8 protein-coding genes are annotated in these 14,344 nt (G+C 39.9%); all 8 read left to right on the forward strand.

Annotated elements, in window-relative coordinates:
- The first annotated feature begins 178 nt into the window (after positions 1–178).
- The 8 genes from AC07YT_RS18200 to AC07YT_RS18235 all read left to right on the forward strand — a co-directional run bounded on the left by AC07YT_RS18200 (position 179) and on the right by AC07YT_RS18235 (position 14,297).
- Positions 179–3,151: a SusC/RagA family TonB-linked outer membrane protein gene (locus AC07YT_RS18200; protein WP_086549066.1), complete on the forward strand. Its 2,973-nt coding sequence runs from the start codon at positions 179–181 to the stop codon at positions 3,149–3,151.
- A gap of 14 nt (positions 3,152–3,165) precedes the next feature.
- Positions 3,166–4,770: a RagB/SusD family nutrient uptake outer membrane protein gene (locus AC07YT_RS18205; RefSeq protein ID WP_086549067.1), complete on the forward strand. Its 1,605-nt coding sequence runs from the start codon at positions 3,166–3,168 to the stop codon at positions 4,768–4,770.
- An 11-nt stretch (positions 4,771–4,781) separates the two neighbouring features.
- Positions 4,782–5,780: a SusE domain-containing protein gene (locus AC07YT_RS18210; RefSeq protein ID WP_086549068.1), complete on the forward strand. Its 999-nt coding sequence runs from the start codon at positions 4,782–4,784 to the stop codon at positions 5,778–5,780.
- A 73-nt stretch (positions 5,781–5,853) separates the two neighbouring features.
- On the forward strand, positions 5,854–7,788 hold the full coding sequence (locus tag AC07YT_RS18215; RefSeq protein WP_086549069.1) for a glycoside hydrolase family 13 protein: 1,935 nt from the start codon (positions 5,854–5,856) through the stop codon (positions 7,786–7,788).
- A gap of 38 nt (positions 7,789–7,826) precedes the next feature.
- A complete protein-coding gene (pgmB, locus tag AC07YT_RS18220) occupies positions 7,827–8,513 on the forward strand; it encodes a beta-phosphoglucomutase (RefSeq protein WP_086549070.1) in 687 nt (228 codons plus the stop codon).
- 98 nt (positions 8,514–8,611) lie between these two features.
- Positions 8,612–10,930, forward strand: a complete 2,319-nt coding sequence (locus AC07YT_RS18225) for a glycoside hydrolase family 65 protein (protein WP_086549071.1) — start codon at positions 8,612–8,614, stop codon at positions 10,928–10,930.
- Between the two features lie 182 nt (positions 10,931–11,112).
- On the forward strand, positions 11,113–12,795 hold the full coding sequence (locus AC07YT_RS18230; protein ID WP_494945447.1) for an alpha-amylase family protein: 1,683 nt from the start codon (positions 11,113–11,115) through the stop codon (positions 12,793–12,795).
- Positions 12,796–12,920: 125 nt separating this feature from the next.
- Positions 12,921–14,297: an MFS transporter gene (locus AC07YT_RS18235; RefSeq protein WP_086549073.1), complete on the forward strand. Its 1,377-nt coding sequence runs from the start codon at positions 12,921–12,923 to the stop codon at positions 14,295–14,297.
- Positions 14,298–14,344: the final 47 nt, after the last annotated feature.

Raw genomic sequence — 14,344 nt, forward strand, 5'->3', positions numbered from 1 at the left:
ATATAGATTTTTACCGTTGATAAAAAGCTCAGTTTTGTGTTGATTTTCCGGCTGCAATTTTGGTCGGAAATATATTTTTTAAATAAATTTTGAAATATCATTAACAGCTGTAAATTAGGCCTATGTGTAAATCACTATAATATTTAACCAAATTTTTATACTTAAACGAGCTTCAAATATGAGAGTATTTTACCTGTTAAAACAGGGGCTTTTGGTGCTGTTAGTTTTTTCAGCATTAATGGTAAAAGCACAAACCGGATCGGTGTCTGGTAAAGTGCTTGATGAAACCGGCCTGCCATTACCTGGCGCTTCTGTAGTTGTAAAAGGAACGACAAGAAGTACATCAACTGATGCGAATGGTAATTATAAACTAGGAGGTTTATCGGATGGTTCGATAACCTTATCTGCAAGTTTTGTCGGTTATCAAACCCTTGATAAAGCCGTAAGCATTTCAGCAAATGCTACTGTTAATTTTCAATTGGTACCCGATGCACAAAAACTGAACGAAGTTGTGGTGATCGGTTACGGTACTGCAGAAAAGAAAAACCTAACCGGATCTATTACCACCGTAAGTGCGAAAGATTTTCAAAAAGGCGCAATTACCACACCTGAGCAATTAATTCAGGGTAAGGTAGCAGGGGTGAACATCATCTCTAACAGCGGTCAACCTGGAGTAGGTAGCCAGATCCGTATCCGTGGTGGAGCATCATTGAATGCCAGTAACGATCCGTTAGTGGTAATTGATGGGGTGCCATTTAGTGGTAATACCATCGATAATGCGCCAAGTCCGTTATCGTTGATTAATCCGAACGATATAGAAACCTTTACCGTACTGAAAGACGCAAATGCAACCGCTATTTATGGTTCAAGGGCATCAAACGGGGTAATTTTAATCACCACTAAAAAAGGTGGTTCTGGTGCACCTGTAATTAACTTTAGTACCAATAACTCCATTGCAACAGTGGCCAGAAAAGTAGATGTACTGTCTGCTGATCAGGTTCGCGCCTATGTTAATGCGAATGGCAATGCGACACAAAAAGCCTTGTTGGGAACGGCAAATACCGATTGGCAGGATGCCATTTACCAGCGTGCATTTACCTCTGATAATAACCTGAGTATAGCAGGTTCGTTCAAAGGTGTGCCTTACCGTGTTTCAGCAGGTTACTTAGATCAGGATGGTTTATTGATTACCGATAAGTTAAAACGTGGAACAGGTTCAATTACTTTATCACCAAGATTGTTTAAAGATCATTTAAAGATCGATTTAAACTTAAAAGGATCGTTAACCGATTCGCATTTTGCAAATGCTGGTGCAATTAACTCAGCTATTCAGTTCGATCCAACACAGCCAATTTATGCAGACAATAAATACGGTAATTATTTTGAATGGACACAAGGTACAGGAAGTGCAATGGTTCCGAACCCAAATGCACCACGTAACCCTGTTGCATTAATCAGATTACAGGATAATAACGGTAATGCTGCACGGAGTGTAGGTAACGCTAAATTCGATTACTCATTTCACTTTTTACCAGAATTACACGCGAACCTAAATCTTGGTTACGATGTATCTAAAGGTTATGGTAGCATTGCTGTGCCAACTTACGCTGCTCAATCTGCAGCAACAAGCGGCTCATTTTCTAGGGCTTTAAAAACAGAAGCTGATAAATTTTCTGAGTTCTATTTAAATTATGCACATACCGTAGAAAGCATTAAAAGTAGATTTGATGTAACTGCTGGTTATGGTTATTATGATATTGCCACCACTGGTTATAACTTTACCAACTACACCGGGTTAGGTGTACCAATCGTTACCCCGGTTTTCCCATTTTCTGTAGAACGTAATAAAATGCTTTCTTACTACGGAAGATTTAACTATACTCTTGCTGATAAATACATCCTGTCGGCTACGATGCGTGCCGATGCTTCTTCAAAATTTGCTGAAAGCAATCGCTGGGGATATTTCCCTTCAGTGGGTTTTACCTGGAGAATTATCGGAGAAAATTTCCTTAAAGACAGCAAAGTGTTATCTGATCTGAAATTGAGATTAAGTTATGGCGAAACAGGTAATAAGGATGGTGCTGATATTGGTAACTACAATTACATCGCTAAATATTATGCCAGCAGCAATACAGGTCAATACCAGATTGGCAATACTTTTTACAATTATTATGCCCCGGCTGGATATGATCCTGATTTGAGATGGGAAACCACTACTACTTATAATGCAGGTTTAGATTATGGATTTTTAGGCGGAAGGTTATATGGTAGCATTGATGTGTATTATAAAAAAACTGCCGATTTATTAAGTAAGATTACCATTCCGGTAGGAACAAACTTTAGCAATGAACTGGTTACCAACGTAGGTAATATGGATGTTAAAGGTGCAGAAGTAAGCTTAAATTTTACGGCCGTTAAAACTGAAAATACCACCTGGGATTTTGGTGTAAATGCCTCTTACAATAAAAGAAAGGTAACCAATTTAACCCTGAACCCGAACTCTGGATTTAAAATCGATGCTGGTGATATCTCAGGCGGAACCGGTATCCACTTAAAATACAATGCGGTTAATCAGATTCCTCAATCCTATTTTGTGTACAAACAGGTTTATGATGCAGGCGGCAAACCATTAGAAGGTGTTTATCAGGATTTAAATGGTGATGGTACGATTACTACTGATGATCAGTATTTCTATAAATCACCGGATCCTCAATTTACTTTTGGTTTCAATACCTCATTTACCTACAAAAAATGGAGTGTTAATACGGTTTTAAGAGCCAGTTTAGGCAATTACGTTTATGATAACGTGAGTTCGAACTTTGGTATCAAATCAAACCTGTTAAGTTCGGTAGGTATCCTGAATAATGCCAGCAGTGATATATTGAATACTGGTTTTACCAATACGCAATACCTGAGCGATTACTATATCAAGAATGCATCCTTTCTGAAAATGGATAATTTAGGTTTAGCCTATAATATTGGCAAACTATCTAAAGATGGAACCGCAACGATGAGAATTTCGGCAAACTGCCAGAATGTTTTCGTTGTAACGAAATACAAAGGTCTTGATCCGGAATTAGCTACAGGTATCGATTATAACCTGTATCCACGACCAAGAACATACACGCTAGGTTTAAACGTTGGTTTTTAATAGAAGAAAATAAAATGAAAAGCTCATTTAAAATAATATTGGCATCGGCGGTTTTAGTGTTATCATTAAACGCATGCAAAAAAGACGCATTAAATCTAACACCAACCAACGATGTAACAGCAGATATTGCTTACGCTACGCCTGCAGGTTACAAACAACAGTTGGTGAGGTTATATGCAAATTATGGATTAACAAGTCCATCGGGTTCAGATAACAGTGATGTTGGGGGCTTAAACTCAGGTTTTGCAGATTTTTTAAGGTTATTCTGGACCTCGCAAGAATTGGTGACAGATGAAGCAGTGTGTAACTGGGGCGATACCGGTATTCCTGAATTAGATAATGCAACCTGGTCTACCGATAACCAGTTTTTAAGGGGGTTATACTCACGCAGTATTTCGCAAATTACCCTGGTTAACGATTATTTACGTCAAAGTACTGCCGATAAACTGGCTTCACGTAATATTACCGGAGCCGATGCAACTAATGTTGCACGTTATCGTGCAGAAGCCCGTTTCTTACGTGCCTATCAGTATTGGGTATTGTTAGATGCATTTGGAAATCCGCCATTTGTTACTGAAGCTGATGAAATTGGAAAGGTTAACCCTAAACAGATTCAGCGTGCAGCCTTGTTTGCTTATGTGGAATCAGAATTGAAAGCCATAGAAAGCGACCTTGCTGAACCACGTGCGAACGAGTATGGCCGTGCCGATAAAGGCGCAGATTGGGCATTGCTGGCCAGGTTGTATTTGAATGCGCAAGTTTATACCGGTACTGCAAAATACACTGAAGCGATTACCTATTCAAGTAAAGTTATTGCGGCCAGTTATACTTTAAATCCGAGTTATGCCAATCTGTTTAAAGCAGATAACAATATCGGAAACACCGAGAATATATTAACCATTAATTATGACGGTGTAAACGGAACCAATTACGGAGGTACCACTTTCCTGATCAACGCAGCAGTTTATGCATCAGCTGATGCTGCAGGTATGGTGGCAGGTGACTATGGTGTGCCAAATGGTGGTTGGGCCGGTAACCGTACCCGTCAGAATTTACCAGCCTTATTTCCTAATACTACAGGATCTATTGATAAACGTGGTGTTTTTGTTGGACCGAAAGCCACAATAGATGCCATTTCAGATCCTAATGATGGTTTAAAGGTAACCAAGTTTAAAAATGTAACTTCCGGCGGAACAACGCCTGCATCATTAAACGGAACATTCAGTTCTTTAGATTTTGCCCTTTTCCGTTTGGCAGAACAATATCTTATTTATGGAGAAGCAGTCGCCAGAGGCGGTTCGGGTGGTAATGTAACAGATGCTTTAACTTACGTGAATAGATTACGTCAAAGAGCTTATGGCAATGCAAGCGGTAATGTTAGCGCAGCAGCTTTAACAACTGATTTTTATTTAGATGAAAGAGGTCGCGAGTTGTATTGGGAAGGTCACCGTCGTACCGATTTAATCCGTTATGGCAAATTTACCGGCGCTACTTATTTATGGCCGTTTAAAGGTGGTGTAAAAGCTGGTACTAGTTTGCCTGCTTACCGTAATCTATATCCGATTCCGAATGCCGATTTAATTGCAAATCCGAATCTGGTTCAAAACACTGGTTATTAATCTCATAACATATGAAATCAATATTATTTAAATCCTTAGCGGTATGCTGTTTAGCGGTATCGCTTTGGTCTTGCAAAAAAGACGAAACGCAGACGGTTTCGAATGTAAGCCCTGCGGGTACACTTACTGCCTCGGCTACGAGCTTAAGCTTAGTACAGGCAAATGGAACAAAACCTGCGTTGACCTTAACATTTCCTGCATCAACCGTTACGGGTTACACGGTTCCGGTAACCTCTACCATTCAGTTTGATATTAAAGGAAAAAACTTTGCTTCGCCTAAAGAATATGTAATCAGTACAACTTCCTATTCGCCTACGGTAAACGATTTTAATACCATGATGTTAGCACTGGGTGCAACTATCGGTACACCGGCGCAGGTAGAAGTAAGGTTGAAATCAGGTGCTGCGGCAAATGCCATGACCTATTCTAATGTAATTACGTTAAGCGCTACCCCTTATTTAGCATCGGCATGGATTTATGTACCTGGCAATTATCAGGGCTGGAACCCTTCAACAGCTGATAGTTTGGTGTCCTTAACCAGCAATGGCATTTATACCGGAATCATCAAGTTTGATGGTAGTCCGTTTAAAATTACACCAGAAAAAAAATGGGATGTAGCTTATGGCGATGCAGGTGGTGGTACAATTAGTACCTCTGGAGGCGATATCAGTTCAGTATCTGCAGAATTCAAACTACTAACCGTTGACTTAAATAAGAAAACCTATACCATTGCAAAAGCCGACTACTGGTCTGTTATTGGTAGTGCAATTCCTGGCAGTAACTGGGCAGTAGATACCGATTTAAAATTTATTAATGATGGAAAAGGCACCTGGCAAGCGAAAATTGCTTTAACAGCCGGTGCTTTTAAATTCAGATTAAACCACGATTGGACAACCAGTATTGGCAACAATGGCGCTGATATCATGGTAACCGATGCCGGAACCTATACTTTAACCTTAACCGTTAATGCTGATGGTAAAACCGGATCATACACCATGGTTAAAAATTAATCATTAACTAAACTATTCCTGTAGAGATCGTTTGATCTCTGCAGGATTTTTAAAATCATTAAAAAGTTTTAGCATGATAAAATCGCTTACCTCAGCTACCTTTTCTTCCGTTATTGCCTCTCCCTTTAATGCTCAAACTAAAATCCACGCAAATGTGCCGGGATTAAAAAAAATATTCATTGTCCTGGTTGTACTGTTTAGCAGTATCAATCTCTTCGCCCAAAAGCTGGAGCGTGTAGAGCCCATGTTCTGGTACGTGGGGATGCATAATCCTAAATTACAGTTACTCGTGCACGGCGATAACATTGCCCAAACCACAGTAGCCTTAACTTATCCAGGCGTTAAGCTGGTTAAAGTAAATAAAGTAGAAAATCCCAATTATCTATTTCTCGATTTAACAATTGCCGCTACCGTAAAATCGGGTAGTTTTCCAATCAATTTTTCTGTAAATGGCAAAAAGATATTCAGTTACACTTACGAATTAAAAAACCGCGATAAAAGCGCGGGTAGAATTCAGGGCGTAACCAACAAAGATTTTATTTATCTGCTTATGCCCGATCGTTTTTCGAATGGCGATAAAAGCAACGATGTAGTTCAGGGTTTAACAGAAATGGCATTAAACCGCGATAGCATGTACTACCGTCATGGTGGCGATATACAAGGCGTAATTAACCACCTCGATTACCTGAAAGATTTGGGTGTAACTACAGTCTGGATGACTCCGGAGGTAGAAAACGATATGCCACAGGCTTCTTACCACGGCTACGCAGTAACTGATCACTATAAAATAGATCCCCGTTATGGCACAAATGCACTTTACAAAAAGTATGTAGAGATTGCCCATGCCAAAGGATTAAAAGTAATTAAAGATATTGTACACAACCACATTGGTACACAACATTGGTTTTATAAAGATTTACCAATGAAAAACTGGTTAAACCAATGGCCAAAATATACCCAAACGAGTTACCGCGATCAGACCGTGATGGATGTGCATGCCTCTACGGCAGATCGTAAACAGATGTTAGATGGTTGGTTTGTACCTTCAATGCCCGATTTAAATCAAACCAATCCTTATGTGCAGAACTACCTTACCCAAAATCACATTTGGTGGATTGAATATGCTGGTATTGATGGTTTGCGTTTGGATACTTACGGGTATAACGATCCCGTTTATATGGCCGATTGGGCTTTAAAAGTTCAGGCGGAATTCCCTCATCTATCTGTTTTTGGTGAAACGTTGGTGACTGCAGTGGCCAACCAGGCCTTTTTTACAGGAGGAAATACCGTTAACCGTGGTTTTGATACACACCTTCAAGGTATAACCGATGCCACTTTGAAAGATGCCATTTACGAAGGAATAAATGGCAAGAACGGTTGGGTTGACGGAATTAACCGTTTGTATGCCACATTAGCGCACGATTTTCTTTATAAAAATCCAAATACCAACTGCATCTTTTTGGATAACCATGATATGAGCCGCTTCTATTCGATGGTGGGCGAAGATTTAGATAAATATAAAATGGGAATGAGCATCCTGTTAACCATGCGCGGCATTCCTGAAATGTATTACGGAACAGAAATTTTAATGAAAAACTTTTCCAATCCCGATGGTTTAATCCGTTCTGATTTCCCTGGTGGATGGGAAGGCGATAAAAAAGATAAGTTCATCGCTAATGGCCGTACCAATAAAGAAAATGATGCCTTCAACTTTGTTAAAACCTTGGCAAATTTTCGCAAAAGCAGCGCAGCACTACAAACAGGTAAACTGATGCAATTTGTCCCTCAGGATGATATTTATGTTTATTTCCGCTACAATGCAGAACCAAAAGGAACAGTAATGGTTATAGTAAACAATATTGACAAAGAAAAAATAATAAATACCGATCGTTTTGCCGAAAGAACAAAAGGGATTACAGCCGCTAAAAATGTAATCACAGGTGAAAACATCGATTTTAAAAGCATTAAAGTGCCTGCTAAAACAACATTGGTTTTAGTATTAAATTAATTCCCGTCGACTTAAGTCGACGACTACAGATAAAAAATATGCTAGAAATACTCCCGACTTCGGACTCCGGACTTCCGACTAAAATCAAGGCTTGTCTTTTTGACCTCGATGGCGTCCTGGTTGACACCGCCGTTTATCACTACAAAGCCTGGAAACGTTTAGCCAACACCATGGGTTTCGATTTTACAGAAGAGCAGAACGAACAGTTGAAAGGTGTTAGTCGCGTAGAAAGTTTGAATAAGATTTTGGCCTGGGGTGGTATAGAAAAAACAGATAGCGAAAAGGATGAGCTTGCTGGCTTAAAAAATAGCTGGTATGTAGATATGATTACTAAAATGACACCTGCAGAAGTTCTACCTGGAACGGTTGATTTCTTAACGGCGATTCATAAAGCGGGTTACAAATTGGCTTTAGGCTCGGCAAGTAAAAACTCAGGAATTATTTTGGAGAAAACAGATCTTGCTCATTTCTTCGATAAGATTGTTGACGGAAACATGGTGACCAAATCAAAACCCGATCCGGAAGTATTTTTAAAAGGAGCCGAACTCTTAGGCTTCGCACCTGACGAATGTGTGGTTTTTGAAGATGCTGTTGCGGGTGTAGAGGCTGCAAAAAGAGGCGGAATGAAAGCCATCGGTATCGGCGAAAAAAGCGTGCTTACCCAGGCAGATGTAGTCGTAAGCGGATTAGACAAATTAACAGTTAAAGACCTAGAAGAATTGTAAAGGAGTAGCAAGTATTAAGTAGTAAGTATCAAGTAGTAAATTTATCTTGATACTCAATTCTAATTACTTGATACTAGTTACTCGCTACTTGACTAAATATGAAAAATTACATTAAAGCAGATGAGTGGAATATTATCGAAGAAGGCTTTGATCCACATTTAAATAAAATTTCCGAAAGTATTTTCAGCTTAGGTAATGGCCGTATGGGCCAGCGCGCCAATTTTGAAGAAACTTACACCGGAGAAACCTTACCTGGAAATTATGTTGCAGGTGTTTATTATCCAGATAAAACCCGTGTGGGCTGGTGGAAAAACGGGTATCCGGAATATTTTGCAAAAGTATTAAACGCAGCAAACTGGATAGGCATTGAAGTAAAACTAGATGGTGAAATCCTTGATCTGGCAACAGCTGAGGTAAGCGATTTTAAACGTGTGTTGAACATGCATGCCGGATACCTGGAGCGTACTTTTACGGCAAAATTAAAAAGTGGTAAAACCTTAAAAGTTAAATCAACCCGTTTTTGCAGCATCGCTGATGATGAAGTGGGTGCCATCCGTTATAGCATTACGCCGTTAAATTTCGATGGCAGATTAACATTAATGCCTTTTATTGATGGCGATGTTAAAAATCAGGACAGTAACTACGACGAAAAATTCTGGGATAAAGTTGCAGATGAAATTTCTGGAACAGAGGCTTACATTAAATTAAGAACTAAGAAAACTGAATTTGAGGTTTGTACCGGGAGTAATATTGAACTATATAAAAATGCGGAGAAATTAGCGATTAACCCAGAGGCGGTTCGCAAAGAGAAATTTGTGGGGCAAACTTTTTCTCTTGAGGTAAAAGCAAACGAAGAGATCAGTTTGGTCAAAATTGCGGCGAATTTATCTTCAGAAAATTATCCAAAAGAATCACTTCTAAAAGAAACAAAATCGATAATTGCCAAAGCATCTGCCAAAGGTTTTGATACTTTATTAAAAGAACAAACTGAAGCCTGGGCAAGCAAGTGGGAAGAAAGTGATATCATTATCGAAGGTGATGTTTCAGCCCAACAAGCCATTCGTTTCAATATTTTTCAGCTTTTTCAAACCTACACTGGTAAAGATGACCGCTTGAACATCGGTCCGAAAGGTTTTACTGGCGAAAAATATGGGGGCTCTACCTATTGGGATACAGAAGCCTATTGTGTGCCTTTTTACCTGGCAACAGCCCCACAGGAAGTAAGCAAAAACCTATTAGTTTATCGCCATAAACAATTGGGCAAGGCAATAGAAAATGCAGCGAAATTAGGCTTTAAAGATGGTGCCGCACTTTATCCAATGGTGACGATGAATGGTGAAGAATGCCATAACGAGTGGGAAATTACATTCGAAGAAATCCACCGGAATGGGGCCATCGCTTTTGCCATTTTCAATTATATCCGCTATACAGGCGATGAAAGTTATCTTTCTGATTTTGGTTTGGAAGTATTGATCGGTATTGCCCGTTTCTGGAAACAACGTGTTAACTGGAGCAACGATAAACAGCAATACGTAATGCTTGGCGTAACTGGTCCAAACGAATACGAGAACAATGTAAACAACAACTGGTACACCAATATTTTGGCTACCTGGTGTATGAAATATGCAACCGAAGCTGCCGAAATCGTGAAAACGCAGCAGCCAGAAAAATATAACAGTTTATTAAAAAGCTTAAATTTCGATCAAAAGGAATTTGCCGATTGGGCAGATATTATCGAAAAGATGTATTATCCGCAGGATGAAAAATTGGGTATTTTCTTACAACAGGATGGCTACCTCGATAAAGAACAAACTTTAGTTAAAGATCTGCCGGCGAGCGAACGTCCGATTAACCAGAAGTGGAGCTGGGACAGGATTTTACGTTCGTGTTTCATTAAACAGGCTGATGTTTTACAGGGATTATATTTCTTTGAAGAAGACTACGATCTGGATACTTTGAAACGCAATTTCGATTTTTATGAACCGCGTACCGTACACGAAAGCTCATTATCTCCTTGTGTACACAGTATTTTAGCGGCAAAATTAAATGACGAAGCACGCGCCTATGAATTTTATCTGCGTACTGCCCGTTTAGATCTGGATGATTATAACAACGATACCGAAGATGGTTTGCACATCACTTCGATGGCAGGAACCTGGATGAGTGTGGTAGAAGGTTTTGCAGGTATGCGTGTGCGTGAAGGTAAACTGCAGTTTAATCCTTTCTTGCCAGGCAAATGGAAATCTTTTTCGTTTACCATTGGTTTCAGAGGCGCTACCTTAAAGATCAATATTACCGAGAGCGGCATCAGCATCAAAAACAATGCAGCGGTTGATTTAGAAATCGGCATCAGAAACCAGCTTTATAAATTGGCGGGAAATACCGAAATTGAAGTGAATAACGCAGAATTGGTATGAGAAAGGTAGAGGGTTTAAAGGTGGAAGGTAGAGGGTTAAAATCACTCGGTTTAACTAAACGAGATAACAGTCCCGCGTTTCATTTGTCCCCCTCTAGAGGGGGTAGGGGGATGATTATATCACTTTCCCTTACCTTTGCAATTCTCTCACTATCATCCTTTGCACAAAAACAGTCTACAAAAATGAACGATAAGCAGATCGTTATTTACCAGTTATTGCCCCGTTTATTTGGGAATAAAAATACAACCAATACCCCTTACGGAACCATTGAACAAAATGGTTCTGGTAAGTTTAACGATATTACCGATAAAGCTTTAGACGGTATAAAAGAACTCCATGTAAACTATGTGTGGTATACCGGCGCATTGGCCCATGCAAGTTTAACCGATTATTCGGCCTATGGAATTAAACCTGATGACGCCGATGTGGTAAAGGGTAGAGCGGGATCTCCTTATGCCATCCGCGATTATTATGATGTAGATCCCGATCTGGCGGTTGATGTTAAAAACAGAATGAAGGAGTTTGAAGCACTGGTGAAAAGAACACATGCTAAAAACTTAAAAGTGCTGATCGATTTTGTTCCCAATCACGTAGCCAGAAGTTACCATTCTTATGCAAAACCAAAAGATGTAGTCGATTTTGGTGCCCAGGATGATGTAACCAAAGCTTTTAGCGCCAGCAACGATTTTTATTATAGCCCTGGTCAGCCTTTTGCATCGCCAACTGGTGGGGCAACACAAACACCGCTTTCGGTTTTGCAGGACGGTAAGTTTAATGAGAATCCGGCAAAAGCTACCGGTAACAATGTATTTTCACCACAGCCTAAATACGATGACTGGTACGAAACCATTAAATTGAATTATGGGGTAGATTATCAGAATGGCGAAAAACAATACTTCAATCCCATTCCTCCGGTTTGGTTAAAAATGCGCGATATTTTAACCTATTGGACCAACAAAGGCGTGGATGGTTTTAGATGTGATATGGCCGAAATGGTGCCTATTGCGTTTTGGAACTGGGTAATTCCACAAGTGAAAAAAGTGAATCCTGATTTGATTTTTCTGGGCGAAGCCTACAATCCAAAAGTTTACAAACAATATTTAGATGAAGGTAAATTCGATTACCTCTACGATAAAGTGGGTTTATACGATGGACTTAAAAAACTGATCAGAAATGAACCAACTGCAGATGTAGCGGCGATTAAACACGTGTGGCAGGTAGAGAGTGCTGGTTTTGGCAAACATATGTTGCGCTTTTTAGAAAATCACGATGAAGAACGTATTGCATCAGCAGGATTTGCAGGCAAGGCCGAGCTGGCTTTACCTGCAATGGTTGTTTCGGCAACATTAGGTGCTGGTCCGGTGATGCTTTATTTCGGGCAAGAGGTGGGTGAGCCCGGAAAAGGACAAGAGGGTTTTGGCGGAGATGATAACCGAACCACTATTTTTGATTATTGGGGTGTTCCAAGCCACCAGAAATGGATGAATAATGGCGCCTTTGATGGTAAAAAATTAAGTGAAAACGAGCAGAAATTACGCGCTTATTATCAACAGTTATTAAAAGTTACTTCATCGAGTGATGCCGTAATGAATGGTGAAATTTATGAGGTGCCGGTTACAGGTAATATGAATAATCGCATGTATGCTTTTATCCGTTACTCAGGTAAACAACGTTTATTGGTAGTGGCCAATTTTGATCGGACACAAACCTTAACCGCCAATATCGAAATCCCTGATCAGATTTTAAAAGTTAAACATTCATCTCCGGTTACAGATTTGTTAACAGACAGAAAATTAAATATCCCGGCCGGAACAAGCATACCCGTAAGCCTTGCACCCGTTAGTGCACAGGTGATTGAATTTTAACCAATTGCCATGCGTTAAGCGTCACGCGTTTGGCGGTAGAGAATGGTGTAGATGAAATATTTAAATTAATTTATTAACCGAATAGGACGCCATGCGCCCAGCGCTAAGCGCTTAAACTAAACAAAATGAGCTTAAAAACAATATTCGAGAACCCAAAATTAACACTTGTACAAATCATCAACATGAGTGTTGGTTTTTTTGGGATTCAATTCGGTTGGGATTTACAGCGTGCAAACATGGGGCGTATTTACGAAAACCTTGGTGCCAATCCCGATCAGGTTCCTTTATTGTTTTTGGCTGCGCCCTTAACCGGATTATTGGTGCAGCCGATTATTGGTTACCTGAGCGATCGTACCTGGCATCCAAAATGGGGTAGAAGAAGACCTTATTTTATGATTGGGGCCATTGTGAGCAGCATTGCTTTAATTTTTATGCCGCATAGCAGTGTGCTGTGGATGGCAGCTGGTTTGCTTTGGATCCTGGATGTTTTTGGGAACATTGCCATGGAACCTTTCCGTGCATTTGTGACCGATAAATTACCCGATAGTCAGGTGAACCGCGGTTTCATTATGCAAAGTATGATGATTGGTTTGGGTGGAAGTGTAGCTTCGGCCTTACCATGGATTATGAACAATGTATTCCACTTAACCAATACCGCCGAACAGGGAAGTATTCCTGAAAATGTAAAGTTCTCTTTTTATATAGGCGCTTTTTTCTTCTTTGCTGCCGTATTGTGGACGGTTTTTACCACCAAAGAATATCCTCCGCAAGATGTAGATTTTAAAGAAAAAGTAAAAGAAAGCAATAAAGGTTTTGGTGGTGGTGCAAGGGAAATTTTTCATGCCTTAAGGAACATGCCAAAAAGAATGCAGATTGTTTCTTTGGTTCAGTTTTTTACATGGCCAGGTTTGTTTTTAATGTGGTTTTATTATACCACAGCTGTTGCCGTGAACGTTTTTGGTGGGAAAGATGCTGCCGACCCGGTTTACGCACAAGGTGCCGATTTTGGCAGTTTAACCCTCGCTTATTATAGCGTAATTACTTTTCTGTTTGCTTTGGTATTGCCAAAAATTGCAGATGCGCTAGGGAGAAAAACCACACATGCTTTATGCTTAATTTGTGGGGCAATTGGTTTAATCAGTGTGGCCTGGGTTCATGATAAAAATATGCTGTATCTCTGTATGACAGGGGTTGGTATTGCCTGGGCCAGTATCCTTTCTATGCCTTACGCCATGTTAAGCGGTTCTTTACCTAAAGATAAAATCGGGATCTACATGGGTATTTTTAACTTTTTTATTGTGCTGCCCGAAATTATTGCTTCACTTGGTTTTGGCTGGTTAATGCGCAATGTACTTAATAACGACAGGCTTTTAGCTGTTCAATTGGGTGGTGGCTTAATGATTTTAGCCGCTGTAATCTGTTATGTATTTATCCGTGAACCCAAAAAAACGGATGAAGTTTTAGCTGCCAAACTTGGAGTAGAAGAAAATAGATCAGTATAGATATTCCATGGTCTGTGCCTCCCACAGACCATTTGATTGATGTCCGT

The organism is Pedobacter sp. GW460-11-11-14-TSB4 (genome assembly GCF_059423705.1).

Excerpts from the sequence above, each read along its gene's own strand:
- pgmB (WP_086549070.1), top strand. The coding sequence starts at position 7,827 with ATGCTAGAAATACTCCCGACTTCGGACTCCGGACTTCCGACTAAAATC.
- AC07YT_RS18200 (WP_086549066.1), top strand. The coding sequence starts at position 179 with ATGAGAGTATTTTACCTGTTAAAACAGGGGCTTTTGGTGCTGTTAGTT.
- AC07YT_RS18225 (WP_086549071.1), top strand. The coding sequence starts at position 8,612 with ATGAAAAATTACATTAAAGCAGATGAGTGGAATATTATCGAAGAAGGC.
- AC07YT_RS18205 (WP_086549067.1), top strand. The coding sequence starts at position 3,166 with ATGAAAAGCTCATTTAAAATAATATTGGCATCGGCGGTTTTAGTGTTA.
- AC07YT_RS18230 (WP_494945447.1), top strand. The coding sequence starts at position 11,113 with ATGAACGATAAGCAGATCGTTATTTACCAGTTATTGCCCCGTTTATTT.
- AC07YT_RS18235 (WP_086549073.1), top strand. The coding sequence starts at position 12,921 with ATGAGCTTAAAAACAATATTCGAGAACCCAAAATTAACACTTGTACAA.
- AC07YT_RS18215 (WP_086549069.1), top strand. The coding sequence starts at position 5,854 with ATGATAAAATCGCTTACCTCAGCTACCTTTTCTTCCGTTATTGCCTCT.
- AC07YT_RS18210 (WP_086549068.1), top strand. The coding sequence starts at position 4,782 with ATGAAATCAATATTATTTAAATCCTTAGCGGTATGCTGTTTAGCGGTA.